Genomic DNA, 19,784 nt, shown 5'->3' with positions numbered 1-19,784 from the left:
TATGTTACAGCATTACTTTGTTAAGCAGTATCCTCTCCGTAAGGGCGCCCCAGTCACCATTTTCATACTGTATCCCTTTCATGTTAGCCATTGCCGCCAGACCGTGTACGGTTGCCCACATTACCAAAAGGTCATCCCTTAATTCTTTTTCATCAATGCCCAGCTCCCTCATCCCTCTTTTTGCACCATTTACAAAAACTTCAAATGGAGTAAAGGAGCGGTTCCATGTGATTTCGGTTTCTTTTATCTGAATGCCCAGATACTCACTGTCAAATAAGAAATTAAAATAGTGGGGATACTTTGCAAAAAATTCCACATAGGCAACGCCCATGGAAAGAGCAACGTAATGACAGGGATTATCTTCAACCGCCTGCTCCAGGACGGCTGTAAATCTGCGGACGACATACCCGTACATCCCTTCAAGCAGTTCATCAATATTCCCAAAGTGATTATAACAGGCAGCCGCCGATACACCGACTTTCTTCGCCACCTTTCGTAAAGAAAACTTTTCAATCCCCTCCTCATGGATTAACTCAAGTCCCTGTTCAATAAGCGTTTCTTTTAAATTACCAAAATGGTATGGGGGTTTTCCGCTTGTATCTGTGTTCATATCATATCCCTCCAAATTAACAGGTGTTAATATATTATATCCTTTATATTAACACTTGTCAACATTTCAACGGTATGTTACATGAAAAAAATTGCCGGCCATCACAGGGATGACCGGCAAACTGATTTTTCAAGTATCCTTCCTTGCCTTATTTCTTCTATATCCTTCTATTCCTTTTATTCTGTATCAGGAACATTGATAATATCTGGGAAATCAGCTGCAGGGTGCTGACTTCCTCCTGGGTCCACAGACGCAGTCCCGTGCACTCGTCAAATCCCACAAATCCGGCAAAAACAGCATCCGCTTCAAAGGCACACTGAAGGACGGAACAGATACCCTGGCTGGCAAACAAAGCTTCGTGCTCCGGTTTCAGGCTGTGGATATCCCGGCAGTAGAAAATCATATTTTCATCAAAAAGAGTTTGATAATCCCCATGCTCCTTATAATTGGCATTCTGCAGTCCCGCCATCTTGGAAGTAATGCCTTCATTACACCACTCATAAGTATTGGACCCGTATTGCCCGTCTTCCGTATTCTCAAATATGTAAACACGGCTCACATCAAACTGCTTGCCCACAATTTCCAGGACCATATTGACCGTACGGTCAAAATCCTTTGTCTGGTAAAGATTACGGAACACGTAGCGCGCCAGGTTATCGAAGCCCTCTGCATACTGCCGCTCCGAATCAATTGCAGCGCCTATGGATGACAGGCCGCTTCCTCCCATATCAGCCGCAGTGCCGTCATTATAAATCACATAGTTATTCTTTCCCTTGCTCTTAGCCTGATATAAGGCTTTGTCAGCGCTGGCATAGATTTCCTTAAATGAGGCGCCGTCCTTTGGATAGATGGCAATCCCCATGCTGCAGCTTACTTTAATAGGACTTTTCTCCGATTCGAACAGATGGCGGAACAGATGCAGAAGTTCCTCTGCTTTTTCCTCTGCATCCTCAGCAGAAGTAATATCCTTCATGAAAACCGTAAATTCATCACCGCCAATCCGACCCACCACATCGCTTTCCCGCATCAGCTTTTTCATGCCGGAGGCGATTTCCGTCAGCACCACATCCCCAATCATATGTCCCTGGGTGTCATTAATCTGCTTAAAATTATCCGTATCAATCATGAACAGGGCACCCATGGTATCCGGATTGGACATGAGGTACGTTCCAATCTGATGCTCTGTCTCCTCCCGGTTATAGATACCGGTCAATGCATCCTTCTCTGCCCGGTGTCTCAGTGTCTCCATCTTCCTTCTCTCTTCCGTCACATCCAGCCCTACGCTGTAGATGGAAGGGATGCCGTCCCAGCTGTCATCCCCGCTGATATAGCACAGGGTTACCGTCCATATACGTTCTTCCCTGGAGCGTGTGTACGCCCTTGCCTCCAGCACCACATTTTCCCCGGACTGCTTTAATCCCCTGGCCAGCTTGACGGCCCGCTTAAAATCGTCCGGATTCATATACGTACACTGGTTATGTAATTCCTCCTCAAACTGCACCTTCGTATAACCAATCATCTTGAGGAATATGTCGTTGTACCACAGCACGGTGCGGTAATCCCGGATATCAAGGCGTATCATGCCTGCGGGAACGGTCTTTAATATGGCCTCCCTTTCCTGGTCCTTTTTGGCAAGCTTATATTCAGTGCTGTACATGTCATAGGACAGCTCGATACGCGCCCTGCGTCCCTCCCAGTTTATCATACGGTCCTTGATGATGAAGGTGCGCTTCAGGTTGGGATTGTAAAACTCCCATTCATAGGTCCCATCCTCTTCCAGATACTGGTTCGTACAAAATGGACATGGTGAGGATCTTCCCTGGATGACCTCATAGCACTTTCTTCCAATCAGCGCATCCGCATGGACCTGCAGCGTTTCACTGGCATGCTTGTTCAGGTACAGCAGCTCATATGTGTCCATATCGCTGATGTAGACATTTCCCGCGTATTCGGACATCATCCACCTGAAATTCCCTGTCTCTTTCTCCCTGCTCCTGCCCAGCCTCTCCTGCTCCAGCATCCACTTACTGATGTCCGAGTACAGGATATAGAGGATTGGCGGGCCGCCTTCCGGTGATTCCACGATTGTGCCGTTCATTTCCACCCATATGGATTCCCCGCTACACACAGTCATGGGAGCCTGATATACGGCGCTTCCCCGGCCCTGTGCATATGTCTCCTCAAAACAGGCCTTCAGCCCGTCAAATACACCCGGCTCCATTCCGTAATACCGCCTGAAATCAGGGTATTCACGTAAAAAATCCTCTTCCTTATATCCCAGCATCTTATAAAATGCGGGATTGCACCAAATTATCGATAACGGATCATCCATATAATGTTTGCTGATTCCGGTACCCAGTAATCCTAAAATGTCCTCTGTCATCATCGTTCTTCCTGGCTGTGTCATCATCCAACCGCTCCCATTGCCTGTTCATGTAATCATATCCCTCGATTATACCAAAATGCCCCCCATATTACAAGGAGATGGCACAAGGACTTTTCCATAACCATGGGAGGACAGTCCAAGCCTGCGGAAAGCCCAGGAATCATTTTCCGTCATCCGGGAAATCCGGGAATACTGCTCCCATCATTCCCTGGACTCCCTGTATCTGTGAAGGTATTCCATCTGGGCATCATCGTCCGCCTGACGTCCGTATGGCATGGTTCCTGCAGCACAGCAATAGACGACAATTCCTATGATGCATACGGCTAAAAGTATCAGGATAACTGCTATCATCTTCTTCATTCCTTTCCATCCTGCTTATGTATCAAGTCTGGGATGCCTTTATCGGTCCCATCCTCCCCGGATACCCCCATGGCCAGCAGCATCAGCATGACAGGCGTCACGATGGGGACGCTGATATTGACCGCTGCCTGGGCGGCATAACAGATTACCGCAAAGGCAATTGCCATCACGTAGGGCCGTTTCCCGGCCGAACGGATCATTTTCCGGATGGATGTAACCAGCAACGCCAGATAGGCCGCAAGTCCGGCCAGCCCCACCGTTACCAGATATTGAAGGTATTCATTATGGGCGCTGTCGAAAAATTCCCCATAGCGCATCACCATCTCATCATAATACTTCTCCATGACAACCGCACCATATGTATCGGGTCCGGCCCCAAACAGTTTCTGTGTAAAGGGAAAGCCTTCATAGCTCTCCATTCCAATCCTCCATATGTACCAGCGGTGCGTCCCCCAGTCGTCATTGATTGCCAGGTACTGCGCCAATCCGCCGTAGTTTCCTGCATTTCCACGGACATTCACATCATAAAGGGCAAAGCAGGCCAGGATGACCACCATGGACAGGAACGCCAGCCAGACCCACCTTCCCCTGTTCCCATCCTGCATAAGGGGGTGTGTATCCGGCAGCCTCTGTATCATCCGGCACAGTATGAAGTACATGGCCCAAAGGGCCGCCACCAGGACAATCAGGTAATGGGAGCCGGATATGACCCGGTACAATCCTCCCATATGGCCTGCAGCGCCAGAAGACGGCTTTGTCATCCTGGGAAGGATCCAGAATTCAGACCCCAGCACTGCAAGTATGAAGATATAAGTCCTGGCCCCCCTTAGGTTCTTGAACGCGTACAGTGGTAAAAGCCCAATCAGGACCAGTATTGCAAGGTAGGCATTATCGCTCATTCCGGTAATCAGTGCAAAGAACGAGACTGACATGCAAAGGAGATACCATGCTTTCCTTATCCCGGCCTCCTCCGTAAAGAATAGCAGGGCGGATGCCCCGGCCAGCAGGGCTGCATAGGATGTATATGTGTTAATATTCCCAATGGTGGATGTGAACATATAGTATTGTTCCGGATCCATCAGATTCTTAAAGCCGATGGGATCCATATCAAAGTATTGAAGGATTCCTATGATGCAGGCCGCCATGCCTGCCCCCAGGAACAGATCCAGATACCATTGTCTTAACCGCAGGTTCTTGCTTACGGCAAAATACATGAACGCATAGGCAATCCACAGCAGAAGGCCGGAGAACCTCCCATCGCTTCCCAACAGGGCCGCAGCCGGAGACGCGGACTTCAGGGTGGATATCCCTGCTATCAGTATGAAATCCAGCATGGACCAGTCAGCGGCGTTAAACAGCCGGTTCCTGCCCGGGTTCCTCACACAGCCAAGATAGATTGACAGGCTCAGAAAGATTCCATTTACCATCAGGAACACGGCTGCAAAGATAATTACAACCCTGTAATAAAAATATGTCTTAAAATTCAGTATGTCAAAGTAATAATCCCTGAACACAAGGGGGAACACCCCAATTATGATGACAGCGAAAACACCTGCCAGTGCACAATTCGTACTTTTCCATGCTGAATGGAACCTTACGATATTTAAAATGCCGGTCTTCTTACTACTATCCATGATTACTCCCTTTAAGGAAATCCCAGAAGCAGCCATGGCTGATACCATGGCTGCCTCCGATACTCCATCTGTTTTTACATCTTTAAATCCTTATTCTTCCGGTTCCTGCACATATAGGTATTGGCCTCATCCAGCATGCGCATCAGTTCCAGCGCGCTGCGGAACGCGATATAATGCGTTCCTGTGCAGCTGCACTGAAGCCTTCCCTGCATGGATGAATTCTGTCTATACAGCACATGGACCAGGATGACTGCCTTCGCAGCCGTCACATAGGGGAACATCTTCCCTGCCACATCCTCTTTGGCCAGGATCTTCCCGGGCTTTTTTTTCTGTTTCCCCTTTAGCGCCCTGTACTGCTGCTCCCTTTCCTTTTGCAGGAAACGCGGTTCTGTGGTTGCCATGGGGGCGCCTACCATTTCACATACCTCATCAAGGGCCAGTACCATCCCATGGATACCTTTAAAGTTTACAGGGCGGGGCAGATGATAATTCACAATGATACCGTATGGCACATTATTTTCATGTCCGTTGATACACACAAGCATCATGCACGCCCTGTCTGTACCTGCCATTTCAATCTGACGGCTCTTTTCTTCACTCAGCATGTTACACTCCTTTGCAGCCCAACCGCAGACATATGTCTGGAACTATAATCGCCTGTTTTACGGTGTTTCCCTCATCCATCTGCCATTCTCATCCACCGGATATCCATCCGGGGTCATTTCATTTACATATAACGTTCCCATCGGCCTTCCGTCCAGGCCTCCGGTGCTGAAGTAATACCAGTACTCCCCAAGCTTCTGCCATCCGGTTGCCATGCCTCCGGTAAACTGGTTCAGATAGTACCACTTCATGTCCTTTGCATCATAGTACCAGCCCATGACCAGACGTCCAAAGTCAGCTCCCAGATTATCATTAAGATAGTACCAGTGTCCGCCCGCATCCATGTACCAGCCGTAATCCATGATACCGGCCGCATTAAAATGATAGGTGCAGGTCTGCCGGGCATCCTCGTACTTTATGTTGATCCATTGGTCTTTGATGGTTCTTCCGCTCCTCAGGATAAAGGACCATTGTCTTCCATCCGTGCCAATGCTTTCCCACCGTCCTTCCGTGCCGACGGCATAAGTCCTGTAATCATTAAAGGTTGTTCCCGGCCCAAGGCTTCTGCCCCCGCCGGAGCCGCCGCGTGAGCCGCCTCCTCCGCCACCGCCGTTGCCTCCCGGCCGGTTGGGATTGTCCGGGTCATCTGGATGGTTCGGGTCATCGGGGTTATCCGGCGGATTGGGGTTATTCGGATTATCGCCGCCGGAAGTGATGGAATCCACAAGGGCCTTTAATGTATCATAGGTATCCAGAAGCTCGTCCACGGTCGGACGGTAGATCCTGTTGGCAACTTCCAGTGCGATATCAATTGCATCGCTTAATTCTTCCTTATCCTCTTCGCTTACCGATGGATTGTCCTTTAATGCCTGGGCTATGGAAATCTGGCCCAAAAGCTTCTGCCTTGCCTCCTGCCACTGGGTATCATCTTCCATCTGGTAGCGCACATGCAGGGTCAGGTTCTTTGTGACAGGTTCGCCCGTGTCATACCCGTTGTTCGAGGAGGCTGTCCTTCCCAGCCCATCATACTCCCACACAACTCCGGTAATGGGATCCGTATAGGCATCGAATATATCCAGTTCCATGAATCCCTGCGCATCCTCCAGGGCCGAACCGGACCTGACCTTGATGATATGTTCCACGGAACGCTTATCATCGATGATCCTCACTTCATGGGCCTTCAGGTATGTAAGTACATAGGTGCCTTCCACATTTGCATCAAAGGACACAACTCCTGTGAACCCGGAATCCGCGTCATCCGGATCCGGCTCCATGGGCACCTGCGTACATGTATATTCCCCGTCCAGGTCCTCCACGTTCCACATCTGGTAATCCGTATAGCCTTGCATGCTGCGGTCAAGGACAGCGTATATCCTGATATCCGGCTCCTTGTCCACACCGGGCGGGATATCCTTGTTGCTGCCTCCCACCTGTCTTGTCAGTACGGACGATAAGGTCCACGGTACCTTTACCGCATCATTGCCAACTTCGGCTTTTACAGCCTCGGACTCTGATGCCTTGGGCGCCCGCTGGGTGAACTTGACTGTGTAGAGCACGTCAACCCCCGCTGTCATGGCGTCCTGGTCGCTGCTGTTATCCGTAAGTCCATCAATCAGGTCCGCCATCCTGTCATCTGACAGGTCAAGGGCCACCGCCCCTGTCTTAGGCGTATAGTCAATGGAAGCATTGCCGGGTGTCGCTGCCGACACTGCGGCATAATAATTTGCCTGAAGCACCAGGTTTCCCTCCGGCATGGTGATGGTGGGGTTCCTCCTTGTCTTATCGGCCAGTGTCAGCCTGCCGATCAGAGCGCTCCACTGCCGGAATGCCTGTCCCTGGCTGTTGGTGGTTTCCGCATCCAGGGAAATCAGATCCCCGGCCTTTACCACTGCTGTCTTATCATCGTCAAAGTCAACGGTCATGCCGCCCCGCACGATTTTAGTGATGAATCCGCCATTTGTAAGGGCTATTGTATAATCCTGCTGTTCCTGTGAATTTCCTATGACCGCTACCTGGGTGCCCAAAAGTATCTTATCGGCGGCCCCGGTGTCCTCTCCCGGCTGTTTTGCAACCACCACGTATAACTGGTTTGGCTCCAGCCCACCAAGTACGGCACGGGGCGTGGCGCCGGAAGACATGACCCATCCGTCCTCATCTGCACCGGGGACATCCATTACATCCCCTTCAATATTAAGGATTGCATACAGGGTTCCCGGATCTGCAGGCTCAACCACCACCTGTTTCATACCGTTCCCATCGTCCTGCACATCGTAATTGCTGCCAAGGGCCGGCACCGTCACGCGCGAAGGCGGGCTGAAGGTACCTGGATCCAGGTTCTCCGGAAGGATTACCCCCACATCCGGGTTGGCGCCCTGGGTCATCTCATAGACATAGTAGCTTGTACATGGGTTTAACCCGGTAAAACCGGCATTCTTTAACTGGCTTCCCAGTTTGGTCCCAACCACCTTATAATCCATATCAGTCAATGCGTACCTGCGGTTTTCGTTAGCGCCTGATACGCTCACCTTCCCGCTGCCATCGCTTCCTATGGTGCCCTGGGCATCCGGCATGGTCAGTATGTTATCATCGCTGAGCCCGATGGGGATGAACCTTGCCGTATAGGTCTGGTCCGCGTTGATTGTCTGTGGACCCTGCATCCTGTTCCCGTTTTCGTCAAACCAGCCGTCAAACATGTAGAATTGATCGGGATGGGTGCTGGGAAGTATCAGGGATGACCAGTATGTGCCTATTTCCACATAGCTTGTCTTATTCCCTTCTATGGCGCCGTGAGGCCCGGAGACAAACTTCAGGTCAAACCATTCGCCTTCTGTCTCCTCAAAGTTTGCAAATAATTTGATGGAGGTATTGATTACCGTGTCATCTGCCAGTCTTGGTCCTGTTTTATTGCTTCCGTTGGATGTGGCCTTATACCAGCCGTCAAAACTGTAGTGGGATGAGGGCGTGGGCATAAGCCCTTCCGTCACCTGGGCCAGGGTATTGTCCCCGGACTTTTTGACAAACTTAGGGGCCGTACTCCCGTTAAAGGATCCGTTCTGGCCATTGTAGAATTCTACTTTTGCCCAATAGTTCTCATCCGTCAGGTCTTCGGTATAGGTGATGGTTACGGTCCCACCCTGAAGATTCGGGGTCAGGGTCAGCTTCTTAGTCTCCTGGTTCAGGGATACCTCTGAAAGGCTGTCCTCCCATACGATATTGGGCGGATAAACATAACCTGACATTTGATCCACATCAACTTCCACCGGAACACCGGGATTCACGGACCGCGTCTCCTCTTCCCGCAGGATATTGCCATGGTTATCCATGCGTTTCACCCGGAGTATGGTTTCAAAGCTTGGGTCCAGTCCATATTGATAGGTGAATGTTATGGCCTGGTTCGGCATCTTTCCTGTAAAATGATAGTCAGATGGATTAAGGCTGACCCCTGCGTCCTCAGCAGAGATGACGCCCATGCCTTCCAGATCCGTGGTTCCGCCGTCCGTCAGTTCCGCTGATTCTATCAGATAGGAATTAATGACAGCCGGCTCAATGACATAATCGGATTCCACCGGAAGCGCCCTGCTCTCCGGGGCTTTAATCTGGTTGCCGTCCATATCCACGTACCGCACCGTAATCAGGAATTTTTTCGCCGGATCAGGTTCATAACGGTACGCCGCTGTCAGGTTGTCATTGGGCATGCTGCCCCTAACCGCGTGGGTGGATGTGTTGATGCTGGCCCCGCCCTCCGTCATGGTGCCCTGTCCGCTTGCCTCGCCGTACTTGCGGACTTTATTGTTCTTTAAGAGAACGGACTTAAACCGGTATCCCGGTATATCCCTTCTGTAGGTTGCGGAAATGGGATTGTTGGCCATCTGGTCACTTTCCCAGGATGATTCGAAGAATTTCCTTAAATCAGGATCCTCATAATCCCCCGGCCATCCGCTGCCATCATCCGCCTCATCCCTTGCCGTGTTAAAGTCCCTGTAATGCTCTACCCTGAATGTATAGGGAGTTGTCTCATTACTTTTCCACACCGCGCTGTAGGTTGTCACGGAATCATACGGGAAAGCATATGGGAGTGTGTCCACCCGGTTGCCGTTGGCTCCATACCAGCCGTCAAATGTATAGCCGTCCCATGTAATGCCGCTAAAATCCGGTACCTTTGGTCTTGCCCCTGACCCAAAGTTATCCGTGGGCAGTCCTGCAAAGTTGGCGGAACTGGTCAGGGGACTTCCTGCCTGCCCGCTTGCCACAAACAGGCTGCCCTCCATGGCCCCGCCGGATGCCACACCGCTATAGCTGGAAAGCTGTACTCCCGGCCCATTCTGGGGATCGAACTTAATCTTAACCGGATCCCCGAAATTAACCGCATATGCCGGGTGTCCCGGGGCAGCCATGGAAAATACCATGACTGCCGCCAGCATCCCTGCCAGCTTTGATTTTATATTATATCTCTTTCTCATCCGGTTCCTCCTACTGAATCCATGCACCGTCGGCATCTGTCGGGTATCCGTCCGGTGTTATTTCATTCTTATACATGGCGCCTAAGGGGCGTCCTGCGCCTCCTCCATAGGTCCACCGCTGGCTGGCCGGGTCATAGGCATATACGCCCGCCCCCACCGTGGAGAAGTAGTACCATTTCCCGTCTATCTTCCTCCAGCCCTGGGCCATCACGCCGCTGGCCGGATCCAGGTAATACCAGTTGCCGTCCCCTGTATCCAGTCTCCAGCCCGTGAGCATTTTCCCGTAAGGTAATTCAGTCTCCGTGTTGCAGTAATACCAGTTTCCTGCCATATCACGGATCCAGCCGCTCTGCATGATACCCTTGTCGTCAAAGTAATACCAGCCGCTGTCGTCCGGCCTGGTCCCCTCGGGATAGTGCAGCTTGGCCCACATGCCGCTCAGACGTGTTCCTCCGTTGAGCACGAAACTTAGCTGTCTCTTACCGGATGGCCCGGTACTCTCCACCCAGTTTCCGTTGGTGCCTATCTGATAGCTCAATGGCGCGGTTCCTGCAAATGGCGCCCTCTTACTTCCGCCGCCTCCGCCGCCGCCACCTTTGCTGCCGCCTTTGTTCCCGCTTTCCTGAAGGTCATCGTAGTGGTCATACCGTCCATCCAGCAGCTCCTTGTACGGAGCCGTCTTATCCTTCAGTTCGCGCAGGGCTTCCTCCAGCTGGTCGATGGTTGCCTTGGGCTCTTCACGGTCCAGGACTTCCAGCGCCGCCTCAATGTACTCCTTCAGCTTCTTGCTCTCGCCCAGCTTCAGGAAATGGTCGTCGCTGATGCCGATGGCCTCCCGGATGGCCTCCTCCAGCTCTTTGCGGACATCGTCCAATTCTTTCTCATTGTTATCATAATATGCGTATACATAGGTCTTGCGGGTTATCTTGCGGTCCGGTTCAAATTCCCTGTAACGGTCCTGGCGGTAACTCCAGCCCAGATAACTGTACTCCGCCCCCGCCGGGCTGATGAAATAGTCAAGCTGCTCTTCCAGTCCCCCATACTCTGACTCGTAATAGGAATCTGCCGGGGACTCCTCCCTGCGCACCTTGAACCAGTAGCGGTAGATATCCGGGGCCGTGTTATTGAGGAAATACACCCGGTAGGCGCGGTTATACACCATTATGTAGCGCCGTCCTTCCGTGGCAGTGAAGGTGAACAGGCCGCCCGTTTCTTCCGGTTCATAATCCATAGGCACCAGGCTTACCACCATTTCCGTATCCGGGTCCCCGCTGATTTCATACAGCTGATAGTCCATCATATCCACATCCTGCCTGCCCAACTGTACATAAGTGTTGAAGGATGCCTCCGATGCGCTTGCCCGGTTAACCTTCCTGCCGTTCACATATCTTTCGATGGAAACATCCAGGCCCCAGGCCGCCTTGTAGGCTGCTTCATGGTCCGTATCGTAGCTGCCTCCCATCTTGATGGCATTGGATTCCGATGCGCGTACGCTGTTCTTTCTATATACCACCTTATAGGTCACGTCCGCATGGTTTACGTCCAGCAGTTCCCTGTCCGCGTCCGTGGTAAGTTCATCCTCCAGGATCGGTATCTCTCCAGGATCCAGGGCCACCTCCTCACGGCTGCCTCCCCGCACCTCGTCCACCACGGTGGCGTTGCTTGGGGTTGCGGCCCGTTCATATACCGCGGTCAGGACCAGGTTCGTATCCGGCATGGTGAAGCTGGCTTCCCTGGAATTAATCCTGTTTTCCATACCTTCAACCGAACCGATGATGAACTTCCAGTGGGAGAAGGGACGGTTCTCATCGTTGACTGCTTCCGCCTTAATCTTCACTAAATCGCCCTTGTGGGCCTCTTCATAGCGGTCTTCCCCTACGGCTTCATCCCCCACGCTTACCACCTCGCCGTTCAGGGTCTCGATGATGTAGGCCGGGAGTTCCAGGTCGCCGCCCGGATCCGTAGTGATGACGCTGCCATCTTCCCGGCAGCTTTCCGCAGTGACTGCGCTTTGGCCTTTTGGACGGGCCACCACCGTATACTCCTTGTTATAGTCAAGGCCGCTAAAGCTTACGCTTCCCGGATTGCCTGACACGCCCTGCCATCCGCCTGCGCCGGTCTGGGGCGTGGTTACCACATGGCCGTTACTGTCCAGTACCGCATAATCCGATGCCAGATCCGCTGGCCGGATGATCAGCCTCGTCTTACCCTCGTCTTCTTCGTCATATAGGATCTTATAGTTGGTATCCACCACCGGTGTCAGTACCTCCACACCGTTGCTGAGCGTACCTTCCACATCCCCAATCATGTTTCCGGCCTGTACCGTTGTCTGTCCTGTTGCCTCGTACACCAGATAACGCACGCCGGGATACAGGTTGTCAAATACGGTGCGGCTTGTAAGTATGTTGCCCTTGTTGACTGCCAGCACCTTGCCATCAAGGTCCGTAAGGATATATTTATAACCCTGCGTGGTACCGAATACCGTGATTCGTCCCTTGCCCTGGCTGTTAAGTCCTGCTGCCGGTTCCGGGTCCGTCACCTCAGTGCCGAAGATGGCCGGGTCCGGATAGAACTGGATGGTATAGGTCTGGCCGTTCATCAGGTCCATATCATCGTCCACCGGTTCGCCCTGTACATACCAGTCATCCACCAGATAGTTTACCTCCGGTGTGTAGGACGGAAGGCTTGCCGCAATGTCCCCCCATTTCTTATCAAAGGTGGTGCGCAGGGTCAGGGTCTGTCCCGCGTCAATGGAACCGTGGCTGCCTGCCGCAAAACTGATATTAATCCAGGCATCCGGATTCTCCTCGAAATAGGCGGTTATGGTTGCCGGAGCCGTGAACCGGTAATCCTGGGGCAGGATTGTCTCCCCGTTGTCCATTATCCCGTTTCCGTCCGTGTCGATAAACCAGCCTCCGAATCGGTAATAGTTGTTCACCGGCCGGGTTTCCGGCATAAGTCGCCGTTCCTTTATGGAAGCCAGGGTATAGGACTGCTCCCGCCCTGCAGGCGAACCATCGTCCAACAGCACGCTGGCCTTAAATCTTCCTCCTGACAATGACTGCACATCCTGGGATACGCTGCTTCCTCCCTGCAGGGTTCCGTTTGCTCCGGGCTTATATGTGATATCTCCCCACAGTGCCGGAATCCTGTCATGCTTATACGTAATTGTCACATCATCATTGGGCATGATCCCGGACCAGTCATTGCCGCCAAACTGTATCTGTGAATCCGCCGGCCTGACCGTGTGTGATTCCAGGCTGTATCCATACTGCTCCTGGTATACGCCTTCTACATCGCTGTCCGCTGCATAAGGTCCTGAGTTCTCAGGCGGTATGATGTCCTTTAAGCGGCTGTCCGCTGTCCCGTTGTCTTCATATTTGACCGTTATCCCATATCCCTGGATGGATGACTCATACAGGTACACAAGACGCACCGGCTGGTTGGGCATGATGCCGCTGAACATGAAGCTTTCATCAAAATCACCTCTCACGCCGTTTACCAGGCCGTCCGCCAGTTCGCCTGCCTCATCTCCCAGGTCGAACCGGTAACCGGTGCACTCATAGCCGTAAACCTGCGCGGGCTGGGCAGTGATTTCATTTTCCGGGTAATACAATCCTGACTGGGCAGCAGATACCGTGGTCCCGTTATTGGTTTCATGCAGGACCTCGAACAGGGACCTGGCATTGGGGTCGTCATATCTCACTTTGTAGCTGTAGCGTATGGTAGCGTCCTGTCCCGGCATCTTCCCGGTGAACGTGCCCGCGCCATTAAACTGGCCTATGGGGACAGAGGTCCCGCTGAAGTTATATTCCGACGGGGTTGTGCTGGAATCGTCCTGACTCCAGGTATATCCCCTGACCGTCTTCTTCTCCTCCAGTATCGGTTCCTCCACGCTATAGGCGCTGTCCATGGTATTTGTATCAAACATGATGTCCCCTGAGACATTGGAGTGCTCTACCGTATAATTGAATTTAACACTGGGGTCCGCCTCAAATATTGCATAATAGGTGATAGGTGTCTCCGGGTAAACAGCCGGCAGCCGGTCGATGATCTGGGGATGGTCCCAGTCATTTACCGGACTCCAGCCTTTAAATATATAGCCATACCGTGTGGTTGTGGGAAGCAGTGAATTGACCGGATTCCCGGCAGTACCGACCAGGGTCTCAGGTTCCGGTGTCCCTCCGTTGCTGTTGAATATGATCTGTGAACCCACCTTCTGGTATTCATAGTTCACTGCCACATCCTGGTTGGGCATGGTTCCCGTAATCCTGCCAAAGTCTGCCGACCCCGGCGTCAGGTCTGCCGTCAGGGACGGCGGTGTCCCCTGTTCAATGACCACGTTGGACAGCTCGTATCCCGTGATGGCCGGCCCGGGCGCAAGATCCACAGGTTCCCCTGAGCCTTTGGAAACCGGGGGAATCGGGGTAACGCCGGGGATGGAGCCGCCTGTCTGTGCATCCTTCACCACAAAGCTGATCTGAAGCCCGTTCCGTTTGATTACTGCATTCTTATCATTTCCCGTTCCGGCGCCAGGCAGGTTCCTTGTCCCCACCGACACATACACACCGGTGCCGTCAGCTTTTGCCTGGTCTGCGAAGAAATTATCCGCAAAGGGGCTTGGGGCTGTATCCACGCCGCTTCCTGACAGGGGCACCGCTATTTTTATCTCCTGTCCGGCTTCCGTGGAGATTCCTCCCGGAGAGGCAGCCGGCTGCTGGGCCGTGGTGACCCCAATCCTTGAGGCGTCCAGATCGCCCGTCACAGTAATGGTCCGTCCTGTTTCCAGGTATATATTGGCCTTGGCGCCTGAAGGGGTCGTGTTGTCCTCTGCCATCACGTCATTGAGCACATCAAACCTTCCCGTGCTGTTAAAGTAAACAGCGCCCTTGCCCTCTGACAGGTTCCCGGATACCTTGCCATAGTTCATGGAGAGGGCTGCGCTTCCCGTTATATTAAGGGCGCTGCCCTGGCTGCTGCTGTCCCCATGGCAGTTCTTAAGTTCCGCCCCGCTGTTTATCTCCACCCGGCCGGAACCGGCAGATACAAGCGGGTCACTGCCTATATTGCCGCTGCCGTCCAAAACAAGGTCCGTCAGTTTCAGGGTTGCCCCGGTTACCTCAAAAATCGGCCCGGTATAGGAACCGGCGCGTCTTAATGTCTTGATATAATCCGCATCCTCGTTGGTGGGGTTGCCGTTCCTGTCATAATCCGTACTTGCTATGGTAATATCCTTACTGGAACCGGAAACCGGAATGGGGGCCGTGATATCCGGATAATCCATGATGTAGATATACCCTTTCTTATTCCCTATCTGCCCCATGGCATATTCAATGGTTTTAAAGGGACTGCTGTAGGTGCCGTCGGCAGCAGTTGAATCCACCCCGGATTCTGATACGTAATAGGACGTGTCCCTGATTGCAAATGCAACCCTTTTGTGTACCATCTCATACGGATGAAGCTGGAAATGCCAGGAATAGGCCATACCGGAGTCAGTCCCGCTTAAGGAATCCCCGCCGCCTTCATTAAACACATTATTTCCCCAGTTACTATAGTGACCAATCCATCTTGTGGTCGGGGGCGTGACATCAAGGCTGCTGTCGTTGGTGATACAGTCAAAGGTGGTTTTCACATACTGGTTCACCATATGGAAACCCCTGTTATTTTTATAAACCGTGGCATAGTCATCTTCCCTGCTGCCGCCTATCATGACATCCGTGCCTGTCCCCAGTTTTACGGATCTGCCAGCGGTTCCGCCCTGCCCCGTCTTGTCATAGACATAATAATCCACGAACACATATTTATTGTCCGGGCTTGGTGAGAGGGCAATCTTAAGTTCAATTCCCATATTGGTCAGATCTTCCACTGCGCCGTTGGCAGTTCCGTTGGCCTTATATTTGTTGCCGTTATCCACCTGGATATAGGTGGCGTATCCCTGCCAGCTAAAGGTGGTCTTAATCCCGCTTGTACTATATCCTGTCTGTCCTGCCTGCAGACCGCACAGATCGAAACGGTACGAACTGTTACCGGTTTCCCCGGTTCCGCTTTTTGGGCCAATCCATGCATAAGCCGTTCCCTCGCTGGCTCCATTCCCCAGATTCTCATTGGGAAGCTCCGTGGAGGCATATGCAACCATTGCCAGATGCGATGACCCAAGTCCCACAATCAGGCAGATTGTTAAAATCAAGGAAACAAAACGTTTCCATATCTGATATAATTCTTTATTCATTCCTCACATTGTCTCCTCACATTAAAAATTCAGCCGTTCTTCCTCCGGCAATCCGTCCAGCAGAGGTTCCATATTACTCCCTGCAATCAGACCGCCCGCATATTTATCTTCCTTATTATCAGAATCATAATGATAGAATCCGGTACCTTCTTCACCTTTATGCCATCTTGGCTTAAATTCGTCATCTACCCTGGCCGCAAACCGGCTGTTTATGATAATGAGCCATCCCCCGTCCTTATCCCTGACAACCTTTTTATTTCCAGTGACGGTCTTTCCGTTGGTATTGACCACCCGGTAAGAATTTTCATTCTCCCTGACCACACCGTAACCATATTCCTCATCCGCTTCCAGCCTGAGTCCGTTTATATAGTAGGAATCCTTTACCCTCTTGAGGCGGTTGCGGTTTCCGTAGGCAACGCCGTCGCTTTTAAACCCGAAGGTGTATACCCCGTCCTCCAGTTCGACCTTCAGTTCATTCCCGGTCTGCATGGAGCCGTCATTCAGCTCGTCCGGTGAAAAGAAATAAAGGTCCGCCTTCTCAATGCCATAGATATTCCCCTCTATGAAATCATCCGATGACCATGCGTCCATGTCATACTGGGCAACGAACGTGCTGCGTGTATCAAAGAGCACAAATCCGGTCTGCATCCTGCCAAGTCCGTCAAATGCATAATACCGGCCATTGACTTTCTTTATCTTATTCTGATATATCTTTCCGTTCTGATCCGTGCGCCACCAGCTGTACTCCCCGTCATCATAGTCATCCTGAATCAGATTGTCCGACGGATACATCCAAAGCCAGGCGTTCCTAAGAAGGCTTCCGCCGTCATACCCGGCATAAAACCTGGCGGGCGCATCGCTGGTGGGATTGCTTTTATCCGCATTGCTGACGCTTGCCACCTTGGTCCACCAGGGAAGCATGATTCCATACTCGTCAAAGCCGTAGGTGCTGCCGTCTATATTCTTTTGTACCAGCTTGTCCCCATTGCTTTTTACCTTCTTGGACCGGTTGTTAAAATACAGCCATACCTGGTCATATTCGTTGTAGTCCCTGCCGCTGATATCGCTGAACAGGTCCTCAAGCCCCCTAATCTCCAGCTGCGAATAATCCAGCCACTCCTCAGTTTTTAAGGCGCCGTCCGCATCCGCATAGTACACGCCTTCCTCCAGCGGATTGTCCTCCTCGTCCAGCGGATTCCCATCCTCGTCAAACCATCCGGTCAGCATGCGGCCGCTTTCATCAAATATGTAACTCCTGCCATCCACGGTCCTCTTAAAAGAAGATGCGGTCCCGCGGTACGCCTTGCCGTTGGCGCCAAAATAATACCACCCGGCCTCATGTCCATCCTCATCCGCCTCATCCACCAGGACCCATGTATGTTCAGCCCGCGCTCCATCCTCAAACACATAATACAGGCTGTTTCCCTGTTCAATGAAACAATCCCTCAGCATGATTCCCTGGCTGCCCAGATAGAACCAGGAATCCCTGGACTGCCTCCATGTATTTTGCAGCGGCTCATCATTTTCATCTAAATATCTCCACTCCTCACCTTCGCTCATCCATCCCTCAACCGCATAAGCGGTCACTGTCTGGATTTTAGTCAGTGCAAAAGCCGTAACGGCCAGGGCGCTGGCAATGAGCATGATTCTCCTTTTCTTCATCCTGCTATCCTTCCAATCCTTATTTTAAATATTTATATTGAACCCTTTATCAGGGGTAGTTTTACTCCTCCAAATACACGTATCTGTTTTTCCTGCCGTACAGGACCGCCTCTTCGTGGGTATCAAAATAGATATCCAGCTGTTTTCCCTTTACCGCCTTCCCGGTATCCTCCACCGTGTAAACCACGCCATCAATTACAATCCGGGTGCCAAGGGGAATCACGGACGGGTCCGCGGCGATTGTATGGGCTGCCTTGGGCACGGTTTCCGTCTTGGTAAGCATTTCCTCCTTTTCCCCACAGCACAGCGGGCAGCTGCAATAGCCCGTGACCTGGAACTCCCCCAGACAATCCATTCCTTCTAAAGGCCCATCGGAATGTCTGTATACAGGACAGATCTTCCGCCCGAACTGTTTTGCCTCCTCATAACTGCCAAAATAAATCCGCAGCTTCTCCCTGGCCCCTTCATCCACCTTATCCTCAATCACATAGGAATCCCCATCAATCAGGACCGTATCCCCTATTTTGAAAACAGACAGTACGCCGGCCGCCGTACGCCCGTTCACGGGAACCACGCCGGAATATGTCATATCCTTCCCATCCGAACTATAGGCAGCCACCTCAAGCTCCCCCAAATATGTAAACTCCGGCTGGGTTGCCTGGACCGCTGCCTGGGACGGTGCCTGTGACGGATTTAAGTCCAGCGCCTCCACGGGATACGGATTGTCAATGGTTCCCGCTCCCCCCAGGTCTGCCCGGGCCTGTTCCGCACCTGCCGTATGAAGCTGGACCAATGTGAATCCGGCCACCAGGACAGTAAGACCACAGCCCAGGAGGAATGGCCTGAGATATTTCCTCATCATATTATGCCTTTGACAGGATTTCCTGAATTCCGTCATCCTGTATCCATGAATGTTATCCGTCATCCCCCCGCCCCCTGAGCATCACAAATTATTATGCATGGAATCCGAATCCATATCTTTCTGCGTTAAGAACTTCCATGTGCTGCCTCCTAAACTTTTATCCCAGGTAATATCGCAGTATCTCCACTCTCCGTCAATCCAGGTCCTGTTCCATGCATGGTTTCCGGCATATACAGGTTCACATATCAGGCCCGCGTTCCTGCACAGCATCAGATAGGCGGATACATATCCCCAGCACACGGAACTTCCGTCCACGACCGCATCATAGATGGTCTTATTCTTAAGCGTCTGGTCATAGGAGACATGATTGTAGACCCAGTCATAAAAATATTCCGCCTTCTCCCTGTCCTCCAATGTCCTGCATGACTGCACCACATCTGAGAGCCTGTCCTGTACCTGTCTGTGTTCTGATACCGCCTTATCCGGGTTCCCACACGAAACATAGATGGCAGACTTCCCATTTTCATCAAATGAATACAGCGTCACTTCTTCTTTTCCCAGATATATGTACCGGTAATAATATCTGCCAAAGGAAAATGCTTCCTCCTCCGAATTAAAAACAATACCTGTTTTTGTATAACCGCCGTCCTTCCTCCCTTCTTTGAGCGCATCCATCACCGCTTCCCCAAGAGCTTCAAATCCTGTATTCCGGCTGGTCATCTGACTGGCCGACCGGCCTGTGAAGACTGCCTGCCCACCAGATGGTTCCGGCTGCTGCATGGCAGATGAATGTATCTCAAAATGAATGTTCATGATAAATAAAATGGCCAAAAAAAGGCAGATGGAACTGAACTTCTTAATTTTTTATCCCTCCCATCCTGTATTTACAACTGAATATTTCTTTTGTTGTACTTAAAAAACAGGGAGGGGGACGATAAAACGGGGCAATTACTGATTATGGAAAATTTTAGGAGAATT

The 19,784-nt window shown here is 51.7% G+C and carries 10 protein-coding genes; all 10 read right to left on the bottom strand.

Features of this window, described 5'->3' with window-relative positions; translation table 11 throughout:
• Positions 1 to 4 precede the first annotated feature (4 nt).
• The gene (locus LK536_RS39840) at positions 5 to 610 is read right to left on the bottom strand and encodes a TetR/AcrR family transcriptional regulator (protein WP_227795395.1); all 606 of its coding nucleotides are present in this window, start codon (positions 608 to 610) and stop codon (positions 5 to 7) included.
• A gap of 157 nt (positions 611 to 767) precedes the next feature.
• Entirely contained in the window at positions 768 to 2,993 is a 2,226-nt protein-coding gene (locus tag LK536_RS39835) for a diguanylate cyclase domain-containing protein (protein WP_506092120.1), read from the bottom strand.
• A 204-nt stretch (positions 2,994 to 3,197) separates the two neighbouring features.
• On the bottom strand, positions 3,198 to 3,356 hold the full coding sequence (locus tag LK536_RS39830) for a hypothetical protein (RefSeq protein WP_227795397.1): 159 nt from the start codon (positions 3,354 to 3,356) through the stop codon (positions 3,198 to 3,200).
• Positions 3,353 to 5,038 carry an O-antigen ligase family protein gene (locus LK536_RS39825; protein ID WP_227795398.1) on the bottom strand — a complete coding sequence of 562 codons (1,686 nt, stop codon included), beginning with the start codon at positions 5,036 to 5,038 and terminating at the stop codon, positions 3,353 to 3,355. Before LK536_RS39825 ends, LK536_RS39830 begins: the two co-directional genes overlap by 4 nt.
• Before the next feature lie 26 nt (positions 5,039 to 5,064).
• A complete protein-coding gene (locus LK536_RS39820) occupies positions 5,065 to 5,595 on the bottom strand; it encodes a hypothetical protein (protein WP_227795399.1) in 531 nt (176 codons plus the stop codon).
• Between the two features lie 57 nt (positions 5,596 to 5,652).
• Positions 5,653 to 10,053 (bottom strand): InlB B-repeat-containing protein, encoded by a 4,401-nt coding sequence (locus LK536_RS39815; RefSeq protein WP_227795400.1) that lies wholly within the window; start codon positions 10,051 to 10,053, stop codon positions 5,653 to 5,655.
• A gap of 10 nt (positions 10,054 to 10,063) precedes the next feature.
• The gene (locus tag LK536_RS39810) at positions 10,064 to 16,282 is read right to left on the bottom strand and encodes an InlB B-repeat-containing protein (protein WP_227795401.1); all 6,219 of its coding nucleotides are present in this window, start codon (positions 16,280 to 16,282) and stop codon (positions 10,064 to 10,066) included.
• Between the two features lie 21 nt (positions 16,283 to 16,303).
• Positions 16,304 to 17,944 carry a PspC-like choline-binding domain-containing protein gene (locus LK536_RS39805; RefSeq protein WP_227795402.1) on the bottom strand — a complete coding sequence of 547 codons (1,641 nt, stop codon included), beginning with the start codon at positions 17,942 to 17,944 and terminating at the stop codon, positions 16,304 to 16,306.
• Positions 17,945 to 18,005: 61 nt separating this feature from the next.
• The gene (locus LK536_RS39800) at positions 18,006 to 18,869 is read right to left on the bottom strand and encodes a 3D domain-containing protein (RefSeq protein ID WP_227795403.1); all 864 of its coding nucleotides are present in this window, start codon (positions 18,867 to 18,869) and stop codon (positions 18,006 to 18,008) included.
• 18 nt (positions 18,870 to 18,887) lie between these two features.
• Complete coding sequence (locus LK536_RS39795) at positions 18,888 to 19,619, bottom strand: transglutaminase domain-containing protein (RefSeq protein ID WP_227795404.1); 732 nt, start codon at positions 19,617 to 19,619, stop codon at positions 18,888 to 18,890.
• Positions 19,620 to 19,784: the final 165 nt, after the last annotated feature.

It is taken from the genome of Clostridium pacaense (genome assembly GCF_020709765.2).
Lineage (GTDB): Bacteria > Bacillota > Clostridia > Lachnospirales > Lachnospiraceae > Enterocloster > Enterocloster hominis.
This window is presented reverse-complemented; position numbering and strand designations above follow the sequence as displayed.

What these genes read in the sequence shown, in the direction of transcription:
- LK536_RS39840 (WP_227795395.1), bottom strand. Translation starts at nt 610, where the DNA reads ATGAACACAGATACAAGCGGAAAACCCCCATACCATTTTGGTAATTTA.
- LK536_RS39835 (WP_506092120.1), bottom strand. Translation starts at nt 2,993, where the DNA reads ATGACAGAGGACATTTTAGGATTACTGGGTACCGGAATCAGCAAACAT.
- LK536_RS39830 (WP_227795397.1), bottom strand. Translation starts at nt 3,356, where the DNA reads ATGAAGAAGATGATAGCAGTTATCCTGATACTTTTAGCCGTATGCATC.
- LK536_RS39825 (WP_227795398.1), bottom strand. Translation starts at nt 5,038, where the DNA reads ATGGTATCAGCCATGGCTGCTTCTGGGATTTCCTTAAAGGGAGTAATC.
- LK536_RS39820 (WP_227795399.1), bottom strand. Translation starts at nt 5,595, where the DNA reads ATGCTGAGTGAAGAAAAGAGCCGTCAGATTGAAATGGCAGGTACAGAC.
- LK536_RS39815 (WP_227795400.1), bottom strand. Translation starts at nt 10,053, where the DNA reads ATGAGAAAGAGATATAATATAAAATCAAAGCTGGCAGGGATGCTGGCG.
- LK536_RS39810 (WP_227795401.1), bottom strand. Translation starts at nt 16,282, where the DNA reads ATGAATAAAGAATTATATCAGATATGGAAACGTTTTGTTTCCTTGATT.
- LK536_RS39805 (WP_227795402.1), bottom strand. Translation starts at nt 17,944, where the DNA reads ATGAAGAAAAGGAGAATCATGCTCATTGCCAGCGCCCTGGCCGTTACG.
- LK536_RS39800 (WP_227795403.1), bottom strand. Translation starts at nt 18,869, where the DNA reads ATGACGGATAACATTCATGGATACAGGATGACGGAATTCAGGAAATCC.
- LK536_RS39795 (WP_227795404.1), bottom strand. Translation starts at nt 19,619, where the DNA reads ATGAACATTCATTTTGAGATACATTCATCTGCCATGCAGCAGCCGGAA.